General features: G+C 40.8%; 20 protein-coding genes. 12 read left to right on the forward strand and 8 right to left on the reverse strand.

Features of this window, described 5'->3' with window-relative positions; translation table 11 throughout:
* Positions 1 to 67 precede the first annotated feature (67 nt).
* A complete protein-coding gene (locus tag J2W55_RS21145) occupies positions 68 to 436 on the forward strand; it encodes a helix-turn-helix domain-containing protein (RefSeq protein WP_310100584.1) in 369 nt (122 codons plus the stop codon).
* Positions 437 to 676: 240 nt separating this feature from the next.
* Positions 677 to 979 (forward strand): hypothetical protein, encoded by a 303-nt coding sequence (locus J2W55_RS21150; protein ID WP_310100588.1) that lies wholly within the window; start codon positions 677 to 679, stop codon positions 977 to 979.
* A 22-nt stretch (positions 980 to 1,001) separates the two neighbouring features.
* On the opposite strand, the gene J2W55_RS21155 is transcribed toward J2W55_RS21150, so the two are convergent.
* Positions 1,002 to 2,441, reverse strand: a complete 1,440-nt coding sequence (locus tag J2W55_RS21155) for a tetratricopeptide repeat protein (RefSeq protein WP_310100591.1) — start codon at positions 2,439 to 2,441, stop codon at positions 1,002 to 1,004.
* Between the two features lie 554 nt (positions 2,442 to 2,995).
* On the opposite strand from J2W55_RS21155, the gene J2W55_RS21160 reads away from it, so the two are divergent.
* The 7 genes from J2W55_RS21160 to J2W55_RS21190 all read left to right on the forward strand — a co-directional run bounded on the left by J2W55_RS21160 (position 2,996) and on the right by J2W55_RS21190 (position 7,593).
* Positions 2,996 to 3,154: a hypothetical protein gene (locus J2W55_RS21160; protein WP_310100594.1), complete on the forward strand. Its 159-nt coding sequence runs from the start codon at positions 2,996 to 2,998 to the stop codon at positions 3,152 to 3,154.
* 37 nt (positions 3,155 to 3,191) lie between these two features.
* Positions 3,192 to 3,335 (forward strand): hypothetical protein, encoded by a 144-nt coding sequence (locus J2W55_RS21165; protein WP_310100597.1) that lies wholly within the window; start codon positions 3,192 to 3,194, stop codon positions 3,333 to 3,335.
* A gap of 44 nt (positions 3,336 to 3,379) precedes the next feature.
* Positions 3,380 to 3,520 carry a hypothetical protein gene (locus J2W55_RS21170; protein WP_310100600.1) on the forward strand — a complete coding sequence of 47 codons (141 nt, stop codon included), beginning with the start codon at positions 3,380 to 3,382 and terminating at the stop codon, positions 3,518 to 3,520.
* Between the two features lie 69 nt (positions 3,521 to 3,589).
* On the forward strand, positions 3,590 to 5,113 hold the full coding sequence (locus J2W55_RS21175; RefSeq protein WP_310100603.1) for a hypothetical protein: 1,524 nt from the start codon (positions 3,590 to 3,592) through the stop codon (positions 5,111 to 5,113).
* A gap of 39 nt (positions 5,114 to 5,152) precedes the next feature.
* A complete protein-coding gene (locus tag J2W55_RS21180; protein WP_310100606.1) occupies positions 5,153 to 5,323 on the forward strand; it encodes a hypothetical protein in 171 nt (56 codons plus the stop codon).
* Positions 5,324 to 5,578: 255 nt separating this feature from the next.
* Positions 5,579 to 6,946: a dipeptidase gene (locus J2W55_RS21185; protein ID WP_310100610.1), complete on the forward strand. Its 1,368-nt coding sequence runs from the start codon at positions 5,579 to 5,581 to the stop codon at positions 6,944 to 6,946.
* A 521-nt stretch (positions 6,947 to 7,467) separates the two neighbouring features.
* Entirely contained in the window at positions 7,468 to 7,593 is a 126-nt protein-coding gene (locus tag J2W55_RS21190; RefSeq protein WP_310100613.1) for a hypothetical protein, read from the forward strand.
* A gap of 47 nt (positions 7,594 to 7,640) precedes the next feature.
* On the opposite strand, the gene J2W55_RS21195 is transcribed toward J2W55_RS21190, so the two are convergent.
* Positions 7,641 to 8,696 (reverse strand): mandelate racemase/muconate lactonizing enzyme family protein, encoded by a 1,056-nt coding sequence (locus J2W55_RS21195; protein ID WP_310101839.1) that lies wholly within the window; start codon positions 8,694 to 8,696, stop codon positions 7,641 to 7,643.
* A gap of 373 nt (positions 8,697 to 9,069) precedes the next feature.
* On the opposite strand from J2W55_RS21195, the gene J2W55_RS21200 reads away from it, so the two are divergent.
* The 3 genes from J2W55_RS21200 to J2W55_RS21210 all read left to right on the forward strand — a co-directional run bounded on the left by J2W55_RS21200 (position 9,070) and on the right by J2W55_RS21210 (position 13,192).
* Positions 9,070 to 9,792 (forward strand): DUF4290 domain-containing protein, encoded by a 723-nt coding sequence (locus J2W55_RS21200; RefSeq protein WP_310100617.1) that lies wholly within the window; start codon positions 9,070 to 9,072, stop codon positions 9,790 to 9,792.
* A gap of 404 nt (positions 9,793 to 10,196) precedes the next feature.
* Positions 10,197 to 11,504: a UDP-N-acetylglucosamine 1-carboxyvinyltransferase gene (gene murA, locus J2W55_RS21205; RefSeq protein ID WP_310100620.1), complete on the forward strand. Its 1,308-nt coding sequence runs from the start codon at positions 10,197 to 10,199 to the stop codon at positions 11,502 to 11,504.
* A gap of 122 nt (positions 11,505 to 11,626) precedes the next feature.
* Positions 11,627 to 13,192, forward strand: coding sequence for an ArnT family glycosyltransferase (locus J2W55_RS21210; RefSeq protein WP_310100623.1), 1,566 nt, complete (start codon positions 11,627 to 11,629; stop codon positions 13,190 to 13,192).
* Between the two features lie 182 nt (positions 13,193 to 13,374).
* Here the strand turns inward: J2W55_RS21210 and J2W55_RS21215 are convergent, their stop codons facing one another.
* From J2W55_RS21215 to J2W55_RS21240, 6 genes are all read right to left on the reverse strand, one after another.
* Positions 13,375 to 14,733: a pyridoxal-phosphate dependent enzyme gene (locus J2W55_RS21215; protein WP_310100626.1), complete on the reverse strand. Its 1,359-nt coding sequence runs from the start codon at positions 14,731 to 14,733 to the stop codon at positions 13,375 to 13,377.
* Positions 14,734 to 14,839: 106 nt separating this feature from the next.
* On the reverse strand, positions 14,840 to 15,694 hold the full coding sequence (locus tag J2W55_RS21220; protein WP_310100630.1) for an AMP nucleosidase: 855 nt from the start codon (positions 15,692 to 15,694) through the stop codon (positions 14,840 to 14,842).
* A 183-nt stretch (positions 15,695 to 15,877) separates the two neighbouring features.
* A complete protein-coding gene (gene clpX / locus J2W55_RS21225) occupies positions 15,878 to 17,116 on the reverse strand; it encodes an ATP-dependent Clp protease ATP-binding subunit ClpX (protein ID WP_310100633.1) in 1,239 nt (412 codons plus the stop codon).
* Between the two features lie 147 nt (positions 17,117 to 17,263).
* Entirely contained in the window at positions 17,264 to 17,992 is a 729-nt protein-coding gene (locus tag J2W55_RS21230) for an ATP-dependent Clp protease proteolytic subunit (protein ID WP_310100636.1), read from the reverse strand.
* 282 nt (positions 17,993 to 18,274) lie between these two features.
* Positions 18,275 to 19,630 (reverse strand): trigger factor, encoded by a 1,356-nt coding sequence (gene tig, locus J2W55_RS21235; protein WP_310100638.1) that lies wholly within the window; start codon positions 19,628 to 19,630, stop codon positions 18,275 to 18,277.
* Between the two features lie 260 nt (positions 19,631 to 19,890).
* Positions 19,891 to 20,613, reverse strand: coding sequence for a head GIN domain-containing protein (locus J2W55_RS21240; protein WP_310100641.1), 723 nt, complete (start codon positions 20,611 to 20,613; stop codon positions 19,891 to 19,893).
* Positions 20,614 to 20,616 lie beyond the last annotated feature (3 nt).

Raw genomic sequence — 20,616 nt, forward strand, 5'->3', positions numbered from 1 at the left:
TAAGGGGAATTATTGATGGCATACCATTTGGACGTGTTTCCTTACTTAATTGAGAGGAAACATTGACATGAGCGATAATACTAAAAAGAAAACAAACAAATCTGTAGGAAAGAATATCAGGGCCCTGCGTCACCAGCACGGATGGAGCCAGGAGGACGTAGCAAACCGTTTAGGTATATCTATTCCTGCTTTTTCAAAAATTGAAACCGGGGTAACCGATATTAACCTGTCGCGCCTGGAACAAATTGCAAATATTTTTGAAATAAATGTGGCACAAATGCTGGCCCTCGATTCAGAAGAAATTGACCTTACGCCATCAAACTTAAGTATCGCTCAAAAGAAACTTGTTGACCGCGAATCAGAGATATCAAACCTTCAACGCAAAGTGATATTGCTTTACGAAGAATTGCGCAATAAAAGCATCTTAGCGCTATAGTTTGTTGTTACATGTGTTCTGTAAACCTTACAGTTACCCAGGTAAAATATATTTATTGCTACACAAGTCCGGCGTATCCCATCGGCTCTTATTACATACAGGTTAAATATCTTTAACTACAGTAAATTTTCGGGATAAATACAAAATAAAGCACGCAAATAAGCGTGCTTTATTGGTATTGATAAAAGTTTGGAGTAAAAATTGCGGATTATACATTTTACAGGGCAACCAGGAGAATGTATGTCAAATTATCTTATATCTATCACAAAAAATCAGGACTTGAAAGATGGTACCATCCATGACCCTAAGAGCAAACTTAAGGTTAAGGCCTTTGACCTTTTACAATCAAGATTTAAACCAAGACATGGCGAAGTCAGGTTCTTTGTTACAGCAGGCGAAGAAACCATTGCCTTTGAAACAGAGGGTTATGATAAGCACCGGCAGCTGCTCATTTTACAGATGATATCGTGGTACTGTATTTACCTGGGGCTTTTTGAGGCCCAGATCCACTCTACCTGGCCCAGGGCTTTTAATCTGAATTAAGGGAAAAAAGAAGACCGGCGGCTCAGGCATTGCCGCCTTGTGACGGATTATGCAGCATATCGCTCATTTCAATTATTTTTTCGTCGATCTCTGAAACGCATTTATCCATCATATCAATACATTCCTGCTGGTTAACAAGGCCTTCCTTTTCAAGATTTATCAAGCCCCGCAGCGTAGCGATTGGCCCCCTGATCTGGTGCGACAGGTAGGACGAGTGCTCAGAAAGCTTTTTGTTTTTTATCTGCAAATCCTTGGTACGTTCATCAATTATCTCTTCCAAATGATGGTTTATACGGTCAAGGTTATCCTTTTGCCTTAAAACCTCGCCGTTAAGCATGGTAAGCTGGGCATTGGTTTTTGCTTTACGTTTTACATTACCAACCAACAGGCCAATAACCACCAGCAACAAACCCGCTACGGTACATACCGCCCAAAACCTTGATCGGTCATAAGCCTGCCGCTCCGCAATACGCTCATTTTCTTTAAGTTGCTCTTCCTGTTTGCGCTTGGCTTCAACCAGGTTCATCTGTACCGATACATTTGTTTTATACGTGGCGCTGTCAATCTTATATATTTCCCTTAATGATATCAGCGCGTTTTCAAAGTTCTTTCTGTTAACCTCCAGCTCATAAGTGGTGTATTTGTAGTCATATTCGAGTTTTGGGTCGCGCACAAGCTGTGTGTAAGCGGTACCTTCCTGCACCATTTTTTCGGCCTCGTCAAATTTCCGCTGCGCCATGTATAAAGACGCCAGCGTAAGGTCAATACTGGCTACAGATTCATTCAGGTCTCTTGACTTTGCCCCCTTATTGGCCTCAAGCAATAACCCCAGCGCCTTATCATAATCCTTTAGCTTATAAAATATAACACCCCTGTTTAACAGGCACTGTATCAAATTCACCGAATCCTTTAGTTTACTAAACAGGTGGTAACTTTTATCATAATAATTAAGCGCCTGATAAAAGTTGTTTTTGCGGTTGTAGGTGTTCCCTATATTCAGGTATGAAGCAGCTATCAGCTTATCGTCGCCTATTTTTTGAGCTATCACCAATGATTTGTTCAGGTAAACCAATGAACGGTCATAGTCATGGTCACGAAATAGCACCCCTATATTGTTATAAACTTTGGCCTCGCCCCTCAAATTGTTGGCTTTACCAAAATAAGCCAGCGAGTTAAGGTAATTATCAATAGCCTTTTCGGGCTGGTCAAGGTAATATTTTCCAATGCCTATAACACGATATGACTCCGCAATGCCATCCATATAGTTGAGTTTGGTGGCCAGCGTCAGCGCTTTGGTCGCATCCTCAACGGTTTGTTTAGGATCGGTCAGCCTGTTTGAATAAGCGTGACTATTTAAATTTATTACTTCGTTTGTATCCCTTGCCGCTACGTCACTAATATCCCTCGCATATACGGTAAGTGTTACAAAAAAAAACAATAAAAATGTATAGGTTTTTCTCATTAGAGCACTTTTACGATCAATTAGCGTGAAAGTTATGAATTCTGCTGAAATATAGCTAATAATACGAACAAAAAGGTTGTTGAAAATTATTTTATTTTTTTTGTTAATAAAATAAAATAAATACTTATATTTGTATAATTAATTGATTGATATACAATGGTTTATTAAGTATTATTTTTTATGAATAATACTTATAAGACATAGAAATAGCCCTTTATACTACAAATAACGCAGTATAAAATATTAAATAAGCTATGTGTGAACTATGATACTGTCAGATAATTGAAAATTTAAGTGATTTTTTGTTTAACGAACACAAATATTGGGTCTAAAAGTACAGAATATCCACTGATAATGTTATTAATAAAACGAACAATTTAGTATACACTTTTCATACCAATTGTCCGCTTTTTATACAAAAAAGTGTAAAAATTGCAATTAGAAGCCATAAAAAGCAAAAGCAGGAAAACTGAATAATTTCCTATTGAATATAAATTACAATATTATTAAATAATAGTTAACCGAGTAAAATAATAACGCAAATATTAACCATCATGAAAAGAAGCATTTTATTGGTATTACTTGTAGTAAGCACAGGAGTACTTTCATCATCGTCATCATCTTCTTCAAAAAAGAATACTGCAGAATTACAGCAGGTAAGTTTTAACAAAATAGCATCAGCGTTTAAAAGAGACTTAGGCAGCGCCGACTGATCTCTCAAAAATCTTAACAGGCATAAAAAATAACATCATGAAAAAATTGATCATCATCGCATTAGCTGTCCTTTTCACCGGCACAGTTTCATCTTGCAAAAAAGCAAACGTACATAATGACCTTGCCGATGTGCATTCATTCATCAACGGATTTAAAAGAGATCTGGGCAGTGCAGACTGATCTTATAAAACATGATTAACAAAACGCTTAAATCAAAAGGGAACATGAAAAAATTTATCGCATTAACAATTATTGCTTTAGGTACAGGTATAGTAGCCTGCAAAAAAGAAAATGTAAAGCCAGAAGTGGCTACCATAAGTTTTGAAACCTATGGCCCGAAAAGAGATTTAGGCAGTGCCGACTAAACCCGCAACCAATTAGAAACATTCATAAACAACAAAATATTTATCCCTACAAAATTTATTTATAACATCATGAAAAAATCAACAATCATAGCAGCTTTAGCATTAAGCACTTTCTTAACTTCAGTAGCTAACATTTCAACCGCAACAACTCCAGATGGTGGCAAAACAACTGTTAAGTCTGGTCCAAAAAGAGATTTGGGTTCTGCTGATGCCGTGTCTGGTCCTAAAAGAGACTTAGGTTCTGCTGATTTCGCTGCTGTATCTGGTCCTAAAAGAGACTTAGGTTCTGCTGACTTTGCTGCCGTGTCTGGTCCTAAAAGAGACTTAGGTTCTGCTGACTTTGCTGCTGTATCTGGTCCAAAAAGAGATTTAGGTTCTGCTGATTTCGCTGCTGTATCTGGTCCAAAAAGAGATTTAGGTTCTGCTGATTTCGCTGCTGTATCTGGTCCAAAAAGAGATTTAGGTTCTGCTGATTTCGCCGCTGTATCTGGTCCAAAAAGAGATTTAGGTTCTGCCGACTTTGCTGCCGTATCTGGTCCTAAAAGAGACTTAGGTTCTGCTGACTTTGCTGCCGTATCTGGTCCAAAAAGAGATTTAGGCTCTGCTGACTTTGCCGCTGTATCTGGTCCAAAAAGAGATTTAGGTTCTGCTGATTTCGCTGCTGTATCTGGTCCAAAAAGAGATTTAGGTTCTGCTGACTTTGCTGCCGTATCTGGTCCTAAAAGAGACTTAGGTTCTGCTGATTTCGCCGCTGTATCTGGTCCAAAAAGAGACTTAGGTTCTGCTGACTTTGCTGCTGTATCTGGTCCAAAAAGAGATTTAGGTTCTGCTGATTTCGCCGCTGTATCTGGTCCAAAAAGAGATTTAGGTTCTGCTGACTTTGCTGCCGTATCTGGTCCTAAAAGAGACTTAGGTTCTGCTGATTTCGCTGCTGTATCTGGTCCAAAAAGAGACTTAGGTTCTGCTGACTTTGCTGCTGTATCTGGTCCAAAAAGAGATTTAGGTTCTGCTGATTTCGCTGCCGTATCTGGTCCAAAAAGAGATTTAGGTTCTGCTGACTTTGCTGCCGTATCTGGTCCTAAAAGAGACTTAGGTTCTGCTGACTTTGCTGCTGTATCTGGTCCAAAAAGAGATTTAGGTTCTGCTGATTTCGCTGCCGTATCTGGTCCAAAAAGAGATTTAGGTTCTGCTGACTTTGCTGCCGTATCTGGTCCTAAAAGAGACTTAGGTTCTGCTGATGCCGTGTCTGGTCCAAAAAGAGATTTAGGTTCTGCTGACTTTGCTGCTGTATCTGGTCCTAAAAGAGACTTAGGTTCTGCTGATTTCGCCGCTGTATCTGGTCCAAAAAGAGACTTAGGTTCTGCTGACTTTGCTGCCGTGTCTGGTCCAAAAAGAGACTTGGGTTCTGCTGATGCCGTGTCTGGTCCAAAAAGAGATTTAGGTTCTGCTGACTTTGCTGCCGTATCTGGTCCAAAAAGAGATTTAGGTTCTGCCGACTTTGCTGCCGTGTCTGGTCCAAAAAGAGACTTGGGTTCTGCTGATGCTGTATCTGGTCCAAAAAGAGATTTAGGTTCTGCTGACTTTGCCGCATAATTGATAGTTACAGAAAAAAAAAATTTAAATAACAACATCATGAAAAAGTTGATCATTGCAGTTGCTCTTGTATTAACTTCAGGCATCACCGCCTTTTCACTGAGCAAAAAAGAAAATAAAGTTGATACTCAACTGAAAACAGAAAGCGCTAATTTTTCATCTAAACCCATGCATGATATGCCAAAATCAGATCTGGGTTCGGCCGATTAATTAACGGTTTGTTATAAAAAAGTAAGATCATTAACGGGTTGATCATTTGATGTTATATATATAAGGTATAACAGCACTTTAATTTGATAACCCTGTGTGTAAATAACAAGATACCGATACCTGAGAAAGTAACAAGATACTGATACCTGATATAGCATATAAGTTTACAGTTACGTGGTTCGTGCTTTAGCGGCATGATCGCCTTTGCTGTCTAAAATCAATAAACATCAATATATTTGCTGCAAATTGATAAATATGCAGCATATAAAACAGTATGTAAACGATAACAAACAACGTTTACTCGACGAGTTATTTGAGCTTTTGCGTTTCCCGTCGGTTAGTGCCGACCCTAAATACAAAACGGATGTTTTAAAAACAGCCGACTATGTAGCGCAGAAACTGCGCGATGCCGGCGCCGACAATGTTGAGGTTTGTGCAACCGCCGGATATCCTATAGTATACGGCGAAAAAATAATCGACGCGTCAAAACCAACGGTACTGGTATATGGGCATTATGATGTGCAGCCCCCAGATCCGCTGGAGTTATGGAAAACGCCTCCTTTTGAGCCAACTGTGCGTGATGGCAAAATTTATGCCCGCGGCGCCTGTGATGACAAAGGACAGTTTTACATGCACGTAAAAGCATTTGAACTAATGGTGCAAACCAACACCCTGCCCTGCAACATCAAATTTATGATTGAGGGCGAGGAAGAGGTGGGATCATCAAACCTGGCAATTTTTGTAAAAGAGAACAAAACCAGGCTAAAGGCCGATGTGGTGCTGATATCAGACACCTCCATGATCAGCATGGAACACCCATCGTTAGAGACCGGCCTGCGCGGATTGTCATACCTTGAAGTGGAGGTAACCGGCCCCAACCGCGATTTGCACTCGGGCGTATACGGCGGCGCCGTAGCCAACCCGGCCACCATACTGGCCAAAATGATAGCCTCCCTGCATGACGAAAACAACCATATTGCCATCCCCGGCTTTTATGATGATGTTACAGACCTTACCCCCGCAGAGCGCACCGCCCTTAATAATGCACCTTATAATGAGGATGAGTATAAAAAGGACCTTGAAGTTGATGAACTATGGGGCGAAAAAGGCTATACCACATTTGAACGTACAGGCACCCGCCCTACCCTTGAGGTAAATGGCATTTGGGGTGGATACACCGGCGAAGGCGCCAAAACGGTACTGCCATCAAAAGCACATGCCAAAATATCCATGCGCCTGGTACCCAACCAAACTTCTGATAAAATTACCGAACTTTTTACCAACCACTTTTTAAGCATAGCACCAGCCTCGGTTAAAGTTAAGGTAACCCCGCACCATGGTGGCGAACCTGCCGTAACACCAACCGACAGTGTAGCTTACCGCGCGGCGCAAAAAGCCATTACCGAATCATTTGGCAAAGAGCCCATACCTACCCGCGGCGGCGGCAGCATACCTATTGTAGCGCTTTTTGAAGCCGAACTTGGCCTTAAAACGGTATTAATGGGTTTTGGATTAGACAGCGATGCGCTGCATTCGCCAAATGAAAAGTACGATATATTTAACTACTATAAAGGCATTGAAACCATCCCTTTGTTCCATAAATATTTTGCCGAACTAAGCTAAGGATAAAGACTGCTACGCCATCAACCGGAACGGCTTAAATCCCGGACCAGCTTAAGTTGATCAATAAAAAAACGGCCCCTGTGCGGGCCGTTTTTTTTTGTAAAATAGTTTTAAAACACCGGCTCAAAATCTGATCAACAATGGCTAAAACAAATAATATATATTTTTGAATAAATTTATAACAATATCACATCCGTTTTTTATATTTACCTATAAACAAGATAGTTACTTTTTAATATTATTAATAATGTAAAACTTACACTAAGCTGATTCATAAAAATTCCATAGGCAAATTGTTAATTAAAACCGCTTTATGGGAATGGTAAAAGCATAAAGGTTACGAACACATATAAGTTAAACGAATATAAATAGGCTTATTATCAAACTAATATTTGGCAACATTTTATGGCACAACTTCGGGGCTAAATTAGGTTCCTGATATTAATATGACATCTTTTAACATTCTGATTAAAACAAATTAACAAAACCAACAGTATTATTAATATATAAAATTTGCCCTTATGGAAACAAAAGTAAAATCAAAGGAAGCAGAAACCAAGGAGATCCGCGACCAGAAATCAGCAAAACAGGAAAAAAAAGCAACCGCAAAAATTACCGACAGGCACAGAAGAAAACCCCTGCTATAAGTATAAGTGAGCTTGATTATGGGCTGGTAAAGTACCGGCCTGTTTTTTTATATCCGGTACTGTTCGCATTGGGCTAAAAACACCTCGTCGGCATCGGCGCCTATACCGGGCTCATCGGCTATGTTTAGCTTGTACCCTTCATAAGTTACCCCACCAATGCATGGATCCTGCAGGTGGCCCAGCATACAAGTATCCATATCATAAAATTTAATATTGGGGCATGCGTATACAAAATGTAGTTTCGCGCTCAGGCCAATCCGGCTTTCCAGCATCCCGCCCATCATACAGGCTATACCTTTTGCTGCCGCCTCGTCATGTATCATTTTAGCCTCCCATATGCCTCCCGATTTTGACATTTTGATATTTATATAATGGCACAAAGCACTATTGATCTGCTTGCGCGCGTCATGATGATTGTACACACTTTCATCGGCCATAATTTTTACAGGCGATAGCTGCATCAACTGCGGCAGGCGGTCGTCATACCAGGTGCGCATGGGTTGTTCGCAAAACTCAATATCATACTGCCCCAATTCCTGCAGGGCAAAAACCGCTTCGTCAAAGCTCCAGCCCTGGTTGGCATCAATACGGATCTTCATGTCGCTGCCAATCGCTTCCCTGATCTGTTTAATACGGTCAACATCTTCCACCGCATTTTTACCCAGTTTCACTTTCAATATAGTAGCGCCTGAGGCTTTAAAATCAAGCGCCTTTAAGGCCATTGTAGCCGGGCCGGCAATGCCTATGGTAATGTCTGACTCAACCTCGCGCCTTTCACCGCCCAAAAACCGGTACAACGGCAAACCGGCATTTTTAGCCGCGATGTCAAACAGGGCGATATCAAAGGCGCTTTTTATAGTGGTATTGCCTGCGGTAAAATCATGCAGCTGCTGTAGCCGGGCAGGAATATCAAGGGCATCCTGCCCTTTCCATAGTCTGGCAAATTCACGGCCCATTACCAGGCAGGTATCCTGCGTTTCGCCCACGATCATCGGGAAGGCCGAACACTCCCCCACGCCGTAAAACCCGGCATCGGTATGTACCCTTATAAAAACATTCTGGGCGTGGTCCATAGTTCCGGTAGCAATGGTAAACGGCTCCATAGGGATACTGAAACGGTACAGGTCGATATGAGTTATGGTTAGTTTGTCTTTCACAAGGGTATAAACGTATTTTGAGTAATTAATTTGATCACTGCCTATAAAAATAAACCTATTAACAATTTGCGGCAATGTCAAACCAACATCCAAATTACTTCAAATGTTTCAACTGGTCCTTTGCAGCTGTTTTATTTAATTAAGAACGAACTGCACAGGCATTGTAACTTTTTGTGGCAATAATTTGCACATTGATACTATTACATTATATTTGCGTTACTACAATACAGTAACAATTCAATTTTAGCCTCTTTTGCCCTATTTTCACAGGGAATTTGCCAGGCTAACTTAAAACTTTTCTTAACAACAATACAATAACATGGCTCAGCAAAACACGCCTGCACATTTTGATTATAACTCAACCAGGAATAAACTTATCCTGTCTGAATATGGCCGCAACGTACAAAATATGGTAAAATATATTGTCGCGCTGCCCACCAAAGAAGAACGCAACCGCTACGCGCAAGTAGTAATTGACCTGATGGGTTTTTTAAACCCTCATTTGCGCGATGTTGCCGATTTTAAACATAAACTATGGGATCACCTGCACATCATATCCGACTTTCAGATCGATGTTGATTCGCCTTATCCCAAGCCGTCATCAGAGGCTATACACCTTAAGCCGCAACCTTTAAGATACCCGCATCAGCGCATTAAATATAAGCACTATGGAAAAACCATTGAGCTGATGATAGAAAAAGCAAAAAGCATTGATGATCCCGACCGTAAACGCCACATGGTACAGGCCATAGCCAATTTTATGAAGATGGCTTATGTACAATGGAACAAAGATTCGGTTGCCGACGAAAGCATACTTGCCGACCTGTTTGCCCTATCAGGCGGAACACTGAAGCTGGAAGAAAACGTTAACCTTAACCGCGTTGAGTTCAGGCCAAACAATAATCAAAACAACAATAACAACCGCGGGCGTAACAACAATAACCAAAACAACCGCGGCGGTGGTGGCGGCCGTACCAATAACAACCAGCGTAGCAATAATCAAAACCGCAACCGTAATAATGGCGGCGCCAAAAAATATTGACCTGCGGGGTTAATAACCCGCCAGCACAAAATAGTATCATTACAGCCCGGTTATCTTTTTAAGATAGCCGGGCTTTTTTATGATAAGAAACCCAAAAAACTTTCTGAGGGTACCCATTTTTTTTAAAAAATTGTTAAATCATATCTTTTTAAATACTTTTTGATTGTTTTACACATGTTTTATACCATAAAATCAACTGTATCCTGTTATAAAGGTGGGTTTAAAAAGTTTATTCAATTATCATCGCGCTAATGATTTTTTTAACACCGCGCTAATACGCCGGCCAACTTTTGAACTGCTTAAGAATGTCCATTTATTTTATAATCTTTGCCGGTACTTAGCATCAGCATTTGCAGGCTAAGCAAACACAAAAATGAATCATGATCCATCAATTATAAACTCCTATGACTAACGCATTTGTGATAAACGGCGGGAAACCGCTAAAGGGCGAGATTACTCCGCAGGGAGCAAAAAATGAGGCTTTACAGGTAATATCAGCGGTATTATTAACTGATCAGCAAGTTACGATAAGCAATATACCTGATATAAAAGATGTAAATAAACTGATAGAGCTCCTGGGCGATATGGGCGTAATAGTTGAAAAAACCGCGGCCGATACCTATAGCTTCACAGCCAAAGATATTGATCAGGACTTTTTTCAGTCAGAAACCTTTAAGTCAAAAGGTGGCGGCTTACGCGGGTCTATCATGATTGTAGGGCCACTGCTGGCACGTTTCGGCAAAGCATCTATACCAAAACCGGGCGGCGACAAAATCGGCCGCAGGCGCCTGGATACGCATTTTCTGGGGTTTGAAAAACTCGGCGCCCAATTTAACTACAACCCCGCCGATGGCTTTTTTAATGTTGATGCCTCAAACCTTAAAGGCACCTACATCCTGCTTGATGAGGCCTCGGTAACCGGTACAGCCAATATTGTAATGGCAGCTGTTTTGGCCAAAGGCATTACTACCATTTATAATGCCGCCTGCGAACCTTACCTGCAGCAATTGTGCAAAATGCTGAACCGCATGGGTGCTAAAATAAGCGGCATAGGCTCAAATCTTTTAACTATTGAGGGTGTAACCTCACTTGGCGGCACGGAACACCGTTTACTGCCCGACATGATAGAGATAGGCTCGTTTATTGGTCTTGCAGCCATGACCGGGTCAGAGATTACTATTAAGGATGTAAAATACGCTGAGCTGGGTATGATACCCGATGTATTTAAACGCCTCGGCATCAAGTTGGAGCTTCGCGGCGATGATATTTATATCCCCGCCCAGGCGCATTACGAAATAGAAACCTTTATAGATGGGTCAATCATGACCATTGCTGATGCTCCCTGGCCGGGCTTTACTCCTGATTTGCTGAGTATTGTGCTGGTGGTGGCTATACAGGCAAAAGGATCGGTGCTTATTCATCAAAAAATGTTTGAAAGCCGTTTATTCTTTGTTGATAAACTGCTTGATATGGGTGCCCAGATCATCCTTTGCGACCCTCATCGCGCTACAGTTATCGGTCTGGATAAACAAGTTCAGCTGCGCGGTATATCCATGACATCACCTGATATTCGCGCTGGTGTATCATTGCTGATAGCCGCTTTATCGGCACAGGGCAAGTCGACCATTTATAATATTGAGCAAATTGAACGTGGCTACCAGCACATTGACGACCGGCTGAAGGCACTGGGCGCCGATATTACCAGAATATAAGCCAAAGCCGAAGGCAAAAAGCAGAAAGGTTTTCGCTTTGGCTTTTTGCCTTCGGCTTTTTTTTATAGCTTTAGACTTTCTGCATTTAGCTTTTTGCTTAATTAAAAACCTATTTCTAAAGAATGTCATACAAAAACCGAAGGTCTACCTATGTTTACTTCATACTGATTTTTGTATTTGTAAAAGTTGTTCTTAATTTATTCGCTATAAGTCATTTTGGTTTTCACCGGGATGAATTCCTGCATCTTGTTCTGGCTGATCACCTGGACTGGGGGTATAAAGAAGTCCCTCCGTTTATTGCCTTAATGGCCAAATTATCAATTACTTTTTTTGGCAATTCGTTATTTGCTGCACGTATTTTCCCAACCATATTTAGCGGACTCATTATCTGGTTCACCGGGCTCATTACCGTTGAATTTGGCGGGCGCAGATTTGCCATTACCTTAACTTGCCTGGCGCTGATATTTTCGCCGGCATTTGCAGCAAGCGGTTACCTTTTTCAGCCGGTGGTGTTTGATCAGTTTTGGTGGGTATTAACCGTTTGGCTTTTAATTAAATACCTGAACACTACTGATGTTAAGTATTTATACTGGCTTGGACTGGCGGTTGGTCTTGGAATGCTTACTAAGTATACCATGGCATTTTTTACGTTTGCAATGATCATTGGCATACTCATCAGCAAACAACGCAAGCTGCTGTTTAACAAGCATATTTTGGGCGCCGCTGTAGTTGCTTTTTTAATATGCTTACCAAACCTAATATGGCAAATACTGCATCACTGGCCTTTAATAAGCCATATGAAAGCTCTGCGCGAGGAGCAGCTGAATTATATTACCCCGTCGGATTTTATTAAACAACAACTGCTGGTGCACGGCGTGGCTTTATTTGTATGGTTTACAGGGTTCCTGTTCCTGATATTTTCGTTCAGGCTGCGTAATTTTCAGTTTCTGGCCATCGCTTATGTGCTGATATTCATTTTTTTACTGGAAATGGACGGCAAAAATTACTACCTGTTTGGCGCTTACCCTATGCTGTTTGCGGCGGGTGGTTTTGGCTTTGAACGGTTGTTAAAAGCAAAGGGATATGCCCTGCGCACAGCTGCTATTTTGCTATTTGTGCTACCTAACCTCCTTTTATTTCCGCTGGTATTGCCCCTCTTGTCGCTTAATCAAACGCTGGCTTTTTTCCGTTTTGCTAATAAAAACATTCCGGCATTAAAATTTGCGACCACCTGGGAGGATCAAAAACAACATCCCACTACGCAGGATTATGCCGACATGCTTGGCTGGGATGAACTGGCCAGAAAAGTAGGTGAAGCTTACAATAGCTTAACGCCTGAGCAGCAAAAACAAACCCTTATTTATGCCGACAATTACGGCGAGGCAGGCGCTTTACACCATTATCGTAAACAGTTTAATTATCCCGACGTGGTATCGCTCAACAGCAGTTTTACGCTTTGGGCGCCAGATAGCCTTAATTGTAAATACATGATCTATATAGATGACAATGGCGGCGAAAATATCAGGCAGTTTGTTGCCGGTAAAATGATAGGCTCTTACAAAAAACTGGGCGAAATTGAATACCCTCTTGCCCGGGAAAAAGGTACCGGCATTTACTTTATTACTGATCCCCAACCGGCTTTACAGCAACGGTATATGAAGGAACTGGCTAAAAAAAGACAAGAGTAGAAGAGGTAAAAAGCGAAAAGTTAAGATTTTTCGCTTACCAAAATCTTATAACTCCAATCAACACAGCTCTTATTGCGAATGTATCTTAAAGTGAATTTCTATTGGGATAATATGGCAATAACCAGTTCCTGTTACTCATTGTCCCTCCCTAAATCTTATTACTTTGCCCCTAATGCAGATAATTAAGCTGATATGGCGTTAATAATATCGTATTGCGTGATGATCTCGATTTTGCCCTGATCTTCAACCAGTACAGCGATATTATCTTTATTGATCATGGCCGAAATCTTGTCGATAGAAGTGTTTAAATCAACAAAGGGAAACGGCGCGGTGGTTATATTTTTGATAGGCTGCGACTTGATAGATGGATTCTCGATCAGTGAATCAAGAATATCACTTTCCGTGATCTTGCCTATTACCATACCCTTTTGCGTAACCGGTATTTGTGATATATTGAGCGATTTGATAGTGTTAATAGCTTCCAATACGCTTTTTTCGCAGTCGATAGTTATGATCTCCTGATAATCTTTTTTGCCGATGATATCCGCAGCGGTCAGTTTGCCGTCCTTTAAAAACCCGCGGTCGCGCAGCCAGTCATCGTTATACATTTTGCCCAGGTAACGGGTTCCGTGATCCGGAAAAATGATCACTACTACGTCGCCCTCTTTAAACCTGTCTTTCATTTGCAAGGTACCTGCCACTGCCGAGCCGGTAGAGTTACCAGCAAAGATCCCTTCCTTGCGCGCTATTTCACGGGTCATGAGTGCGGCATCCTTATCGGTCACCTTTTCAAAATGGTCTATCAGGCTAAAGTCAACGTTCTGTGGTAAAAAATCTTCGCCGATACCTTCGGTAATGTACGGATAGATCTCGTTTTTATCCATAATACCGGTTTCCTTATATTTTTTAAATACAGAACCGTAAGTATCAATGCCCAATACCTGTATGTCTGGATTTTTCTCTTTTAAATAGCGGGCTGTACCTGATATGGTACCTCCTGTGCCTACGCCCACTACCAGGTGAGTGATCTTACCCTCGGTTTGCTCCCAAATTTCGGGACCGGTTTGTTCATAATGTGCCTGCGAGTTTGATAAGTTATCGTACTGGTTAGGTTTCCATGAATTAGGCACCTCGGCCTCTAAACGTGAGGAAACAGAGTAGTATGAACGTGGGTCTTCGGGCTCAACATTGGTAGGGCACACAATTACTTCAGCACCAAAAGCACGCAGGGCATCAAATTTTTCCTTTGACTGTTTATCAGTACTGGTAAAAATACATTTATAACCTTTAATAACCGCTGCAATGGCCAGGCCCATGCCTGTATTACCCGATGTACCTTCAATTATAGTACCCCCTGGTTTAAGCTTACCATTTTTTTCGGCATCCTCTATCATTTTAAGGGCCATGCGGTCCTTGATAGAGTTTCCGGGATTAGTAGTCTCTATCTTAGCCAAAACAGTAGCGGGAATGTCTTTGGTAACCTTGTTTAATTTAACCATGGGTGTATGACCAATGGTTTCCAATATATTGTTATACCACATAATTTAAATATCTACTAACCTGATATACATAGCCAGGCAATACCTCAAAATTAACTTTCTTAAGCGATATATTTTAAATTAAGTTAGATTGGGCAATTGAGCAGCCTTAAAATTTAAGGTGCTTAACCGTTAACCCGTTATTAATTAACTGCTTTAATGATTCAATACCTATATGCAGGTGCGTTTCTACAAACTGCTCAGTTACTGATGAATCGCTCTCGGCCGTTTTTACGCCTTCAGGGATCATGGGTTGGTCAGATACCAGCAATAAAGCGCCTGTAGGTATTTTATTGGCGAAACCAGTTGTAAAAATGGTGGCGGTTTCCATGTCTACAGCCATAGCCCGCAAATCTTTAAGGTATTTCTTAAATGCTTTGTCATGCTCCCAAACCCTGCGGTTTGTGGTGTAGCAGGTACCTGTCCAATAATCGCGTGAATAATCACGTATAGTAGTTGATATGGCCTTTTGTAAAGCAAATGAAGGCAGGGCCGGTACTTCGGGCGGCAGATAATCATTCGATGTACCTTCGCCGCGTATTGCGGCTATTGGCAATATCAGATCGCCTACGTTATTCTTCTTTTTAAGACCGCCGCACTTACCTAAAAATATAACCGCTTTTGGGTGTATAGCGGTAAGCAGATCCATTACCGTTGCCGCTACCGAGCTTCCCATACCAAAATTGATAATGGTAATGCCGTTTGCTGTAACACTTTGCATTGGCTTATCTATACCCATAATGGGGGCGTCTCCGTTCCATTGCGAAAACAACTGTATATATTTTGAAAAGTTAGTGAGTATAATGTATTCACCAAAAGCTTCCAATGGCCGGCCTGTGTATCGTGGTAACCAGTTGGCTACGATGGCTTCTTTTGTTTTAAGACCAGATTTTATAGGGGTATGCACTTCTTTTACTACCGGGGCCGCGGTAGGATCCTTTTTAATGTTCAATTCTTCATTCATATTCTTTCAGTTAGTGATTTTCAGCGGGCGGTCGTATTGAGTTGGCAATTGCCTCCTTAAACCCTTGTAATTGATGCAAACTACAAAACGGCCTGCTGCAAACCTGTTTATACAACAAACCCCGGCGTTTCACCAGGGTCTGTATTATTTTAATAAATATAATTACTTAACTATATCAAATTGTTAAGCTACTTTTAATTTTTTTAAATCCGATTTTTCAAATTTTTCGTGGGCATAATCCAAAGTTACCTGCAAGCGCTTCACATCCTTTTTAGATGGGAATTCAAACATGGCATCAATCATTATAGCCTCGCATATGGAACGTAACCCCCTCGCCCCAAGCTTAAACTCCATTGCTTTATCAACAATAAACTCCAACACCTCGTCATCAAAGTCAAGCTTTACGCCTTCATATTCAAACAGCTTTTTATACTGCTTTAACAAGGAGTTTTTTGGTTCGGTTAAAATATTACGCAATGCAGCCCTGTCAAGCGGATTTAAATAGGTAAGTACGGGCAAACGGCCTATCAACTCAGGTATCAGTCCAAATGATTTCAGATCCTGCGGAGTAATGTATTTATAGAGGTTTTTAAGGTCGACCTCTCCGTCATCACGTTTAAGTTTATAACCAACTGTTTGCGTGCGCAGGCGGTTTGCTATTTTACGGTCAATACCGTCAAAAGCGCCACCACATATAAATAATATGTTGCTGGTATTTACAGTGATCATCTTTTGATCAGGATGCTTACGGCCCCCTTGCGGTGGTACATTCACCATGGTGCCCTCCAGTATTTTTAGCAATGCCTGTTGCACCCCTTCGCCCGATACATCCCGTGTAATAGAGGCATTATCGCTTTTACGGGCTATTTTATCAACCTCGTCAATATAAACAATACCTTTTTCGGCAAGCGTTACATCATAATCTGCTGATTGCAACAAACGGGTAAGTATGCTTTCTACATCCTCCCCTACATAACCGGCTTCGGTCAATACGGTAGCATCACAAATACAAAACGGTACATTTAGTATTTTGGCCATGGTTTTTGCAAGCAGGGTTTTCCCGGTACCGGTTTCGCCAACCATGATGATATTTGACTTTTCGATCTCTACTTCGTCCTTATCAACACGCTGGTTTAAGCGTTTATAGTGGTTATATACCGCTACCGACAGAATTTTTTTAGCGTCGTCCTGACCTATAACATATTGATCAAGGTGACCTTTTATTTCAGCCGGTTTAAGTAAAGCCGGTGCCGATGGCGAGGCTTTAACTTTACGCACCTTTAACTCCTCAGCCAATATTTCGTTAGCCTGGTTAACGCATTTATCACAAATGTGCGCGTCAAGACCCGCAATTAACATCAGGGAATCCTGTTTACCTGCACCGCAAAATGAACACCTGATTTCCTTACTGCTTTTATTCATCTGATTTGTTTGTAACCCAAAATTAACTAATTAGTATGATAAAAAAAAGTAATGAGTTTTGAGTATTGGGTTTTGAGTTGGAACGAACAGCCATTACACTATCACTACTACTCAAAATCCAACACTCCGTCCCCCATCGCCGGCAATTTATTTTTTACCTTTACTGCCTCTTAATATCTCGTCAACCATACCAAATTCTTTAGCTTCTTCAGCTATCATCCAATGGTCACGGTCTGATGCATCCCAAACTTTTTCAAATGACGCGCCGCTGTGATCAGCAATGATCTGGTATAATTCTTTTTTCAGTTTAGTGATCTCATGGTAAGTGATCTCAATATCCGATTGCTGGCCCTGCGCACCGCCTGATGGTTGGTGTATCATTACCCTTGCATGAGGTAATGCCGCCCTTTTACCTTCGGTACCCGCGCATAATAATACTGCGGCCATTGAAGCGGCCATACCTGTACAAATAGTAGCTACATCATTTGATATAAATTGCATGGTATCATAAATACCTAAGCCTGCATAAACAGATCCGCCCGGTGAATTGATATAGATCTGGATGTCGCGTTTGCTATCCGCTGATTGCAGGAACAGCAATTGTGCCTGGATAATGTTTGCAATATTTTCATAGATGGCATCGCCAAGGAAAATGATGCGGTCCATCATCAGGCGCGAAAACACGTCCATTTGGGCTACGTTTAACTGGCGTTCCTCAATGATATAGGGAGTCATGCCGGTTGGCGCAAAAATGCCGCTTGGAGTGGTAGTGTTTCTTTCAACACCGGCTATAAATTTATCTACGTAAAGACTGTTAATACGATGGTGCTTAACAGCATATTTTCTGAATTCGTTTTTATCGATGTTACTACTCATGGTTTTTGTTATGTTGTTTTTTAGATGCAAGATATTACTTGCGTTAAATATAGTTTTTAGTTGAATACAATTTTAAAAAGATAGTTTGTGTAAAGTAAAAATTATTTTGATGGTGAAGGTGCTTCAGCTAAAATTAAAATATCATGCCTGGCTTGTTTCAGCACCTCATCAGCAGGTAAACTCTCTGGATACCGCACGACTTCTCTTTTAAACGGGTACTGTTTATACAGCAAAAGCAACCTTGTGAGTTGCTTTTGGTAAAATATATGTTTAAAAAGTATCTTATTTTTCCGAAACCAATTTATTGAAATCGGTAAACAGGATATCTTCTTTATCTATGGTTATTACGCCTTTAATAAAATCAAATACCCTTAATGCTTTTACTTCTTCAAATATTTTGTTAGCATTCTCTTTGTTTTGCAGGTATTGTACAGTGTACTGGCCTAACTGCTCTTCAGGGATAGGCTGCGGGCTGTACATTCTGAATTGCTGATCCAAACGCACCTTAGCCAGTTCAAAAACCTCTTCGTATTTAATTTCGATCTTGTTGTCCTTAATGATCCTGTTCTCAATCAGAGTCCATTTCAGGTTTGTAGCAAAATCGTTGTAACCGCCTTCCAGTTCCACATCAGTAAGTTTTTCATTAGTGGCTTTTAACCAGCGTTTCAAAAACTCATCAGGCAAATTAAAATCAACCTTGGCAACACTTAGTTTGTATATATCGTCCTGTAATTTACGCTCCGAATCCTGAACCATCATGGTTTCAATTTCCTCGGTAATTTTAGCTGTAAATTCCGCTTCGGTAGTTACTGTACCTTCACCAAATAATTTGTCAAAGAACTCCTGGTTCAAATCACTTTCTTCCAAACGGTTAACGTTTTTAACCGTTAACTGGAACTTTGATTTTAACTCAGCCGCCTCATCTTCTTCAATTTTTAACAAACCCGCAACCTTCGGCGCATCGTTATCAAAAGCTTTCTGAATATCAAACGTTACTACATCATCCTTTTTAAGGCCGATCAACGATTTTTTTATCTTTTCATCCTTGATCTGGTCTAAACGAACCGATGCTGTATTGCTTATGCCACCATCAAAAACAGAACCATCAGGCGAAAGCTGAACTAATTCCGCATAAAGAACGTCATCATCTGCCGATACGTCAGGATTTGTCATTTTGCCATAGCTACGGCGAATGTTTTTGATACGTGAAGCCAATGTTTCGTCATCAACTTTAATCACATATTGGGTAACTTTATCTTTCGACGAAAAATCAATATTGAATTCCGGCGCCAGACCAAGTTCGTAGTTAAACTCAAAATTATCGTTAAAATCCCAGTTGTATTCCTTGTCGTCATCAAGCTTTGGCAGCGGCTGACCCAATACTTCCAGTTTTTGCTCGTCAATGTATTTATTTAAACTGTCTGATAACAAGTTATTGATCTCATCAACCAAAATACTTTTACCATACATTTTTTTTATATGTGATGCCGGTACCATTCCGGGACGAAAGCCTGGCAGTTTAGCTTTTTTTGCGTTCTCTTTTATGGCTTTATCAACACGTGGCTGGTAATCTTCAGGGTTTATGTTGATTTTAACAACTGCATTCAGGGCGTCTACTTTTTCCTGTGTAATATTCATCTTTTTACCGGGTAATTTAATTTAATCCTTTGAAACGTAGCCTGAAAATCAATCCGGACTATACAAATTTCGAGGCGCAAAAGTATGAATTTATTTTGAATTTAAGCTTAGGTTTACATTGATTTTGTATTTCACAAACCGTTTTCAATGCAGTTTAAAAGACAAGCTGCTTTGCTCTCTCGCGACGGCTCCCAGAATGGCTGTAAAGAGCAAAAAAAAGCAGGGATTATACCCTGCTCGTATTTCATGGCAAAATTTAATTAATCCACCTTTTCTATATGCGACGCTCCTGTTTTGTCATTATTCACGGTTGAAGGCGAGCCCTTATATTGAATATCTGAGGCACCGGTAGAGTGCACATTTAGCGTTTTTAAAACATTGATCTTGCAGTGGCTGGCGCCTGACGAACTGATGTTATACTCGCTAACGACAAAATTAAAAGCATTGAGCTTGCCAACGCCGCTAAACTTAACATTATGCGATGTTGCCTGACCGGTTAAATTTAGCTCACTTACGCCACTGCCCTCACTTTTTACGTTAGCAGCATTTACATCAAGGTTAACTTTTGACGCTCCTGACAAGTGAATATCAAGGTCGCCGACTGTTATTTTTCCAGTTGATGAAACGTCAACAGCTCCTGATGATTTAATTTCGTCAAGATTGTGTATTCCGATGTTTACTACCAAACTATCATCAAAGCACATCGTTTTTCTTGTTTTGACGATCAGTTTATCGCCTTCAACAGATGTAGAAATATATTTGAGCAGGTTATCGTCGCCTGTTATAGCAATTGACAATGAACTATCCTGCTTTAAATGGATCTTAAACGCGCCGGATATTTCTATCTTTTTAAAATCTTTTGCCTTACGTTGCTCTGTAGCAGGTTTCCCTGATCCATGCATACAGGCAAATTTGCATGATGGTAATATACTGAGTAATGCGCATGCAATGATCACTGCAATGGCCAAATTATTTCTTTTCATGGT

Origin of the sequence: Mucilaginibacter pocheonensis (genome assembly GCF_031456535.1) — a bacterium.
Lineage (GTDB): Bacteria > Bacteroidota > Bacteroidia > Sphingobacteriales > Sphingobacteriaceae > Mucilaginibacter > Mucilaginibacter pocheonensis.

Bases quoted from the DNA above. Each gene is read 5' to 3' on its own strand.
- J2W55_RS21145 (WP_310100584.1), top strand. From the start codon at position 68: ATGAGCGATAATACTAAAAAGAAAACAAACAAATCTGTAGGAAAGAAT.
- J2W55_RS21150 (WP_310100588.1), top strand. From the start codon at position 677: ATGTCAAATTATCTTATATCTATCACAAAAAATCAGGACTTGAAAGAT.
- J2W55_RS21155 (WP_310100591.1), bottom strand. From the start codon at position 2,441: ATGAGAAAAACCTATACATTTTTATTGTTTTTTTTTGTAACACTTACC.
- J2W55_RS21160 (WP_310100594.1), top strand. From the start codon at position 2,996: ATGAAAAGAAGCATTTTATTGGTATTACTTGTAGTAAGCACAGGAGTA.
- J2W55_RS21165 (WP_310100597.1), top strand. From the start codon at position 3,192: ATGAAAAAATTGATCATCATCGCATTAGCTGTCCTTTTCACCGGCACA.
- J2W55_RS21170 (WP_310100600.1), top strand. From the start codon at position 3,380: ATGAAAAAATTTATCGCATTAACAATTATTGCTTTAGGTACAGGTATA.
- J2W55_RS21175 (WP_310100603.1), top strand. From the start codon at position 3,590: ATGAAAAAATCAACAATCATAGCAGCTTTAGCATTAAGCACTTTCTTA.
- J2W55_RS21180 (WP_310100606.1), top strand. From the start codon at position 5,153: ATGAAAAAGTTGATCATTGCAGTTGCTCTTGTATTAACTTCAGGCATC.
- J2W55_RS21185 (WP_310100610.1), top strand. From the start codon at position 5,579: ATGCAGCATATAAAACAGTATGTAAACGATAACAAACAACGTTTACTC.
- J2W55_RS21190 (WP_310100613.1), top strand. From the start codon at position 7,468: ATGGAAACAAAAGTAAAATCAAAGGAAGCAGAAACCAAGGAGATCCGC.
- J2W55_RS21195 (WP_310101839.1), bottom strand. From the start codon at position 8,696: ATGGAGCCGTTTACCATTGCTACCGGAACTATGGACCACGCCCAGAAT.
- J2W55_RS21200 (WP_310100617.1), top strand. From the start codon at position 9,070: ATGGCTCAGCAAAACACGCCTGCACATTTTGATTATAACTCAACCAGG.
- murA (WP_310100620.1), top strand. From the start codon at position 10,197: ATGACTAACGCATTTGTGATAAACGGCGGGAAACCGCTAAAGGGCGAG.
- J2W55_RS21210 (WP_310100623.1), top strand. From the start codon at position 11,627: ATGTCATACAAAAACCGAAGGTCTACCTATGTTTACTTCATACTGATT.
- J2W55_RS21215 (WP_310100626.1), bottom strand. From the start codon at position 14,733: ATGTGGTATAACAATATATTGGAAACCATTGGTCATACACCCATGGTT.
- J2W55_RS21220 (WP_310100630.1), bottom strand. From the start codon at position 15,694: ATGAATGAAGAATTGAACATTAAAAAGGATCCTACCGCGGCCCCGGTA.
- clpX (WP_310100633.1), bottom strand. From the start codon at position 17,116: ATGAATAAAAGCAGTAAGGAAATCAGGTGTTCATTTTGCGGTGCAGGT.
- J2W55_RS21230 (WP_310100636.1), bottom strand. From the start codon at position 17,992: ATGAGTAGTAACATCGATAAAAACGAATTCAGAAAATATGCTGTTAAG.
- tig (WP_310100638.1), bottom strand. From the start codon at position 19,630: ATGAATATTACACAGGAAAAAGTAGACGCCCTGAATGCAGTTGTTAAA.
- J2W55_RS21240 (WP_310100641.1), bottom strand. From the start codon at position 20,613: ATGAAAAGAAATAATTTGGCCATTGCAGTGATCATTGCATGCGCATTA.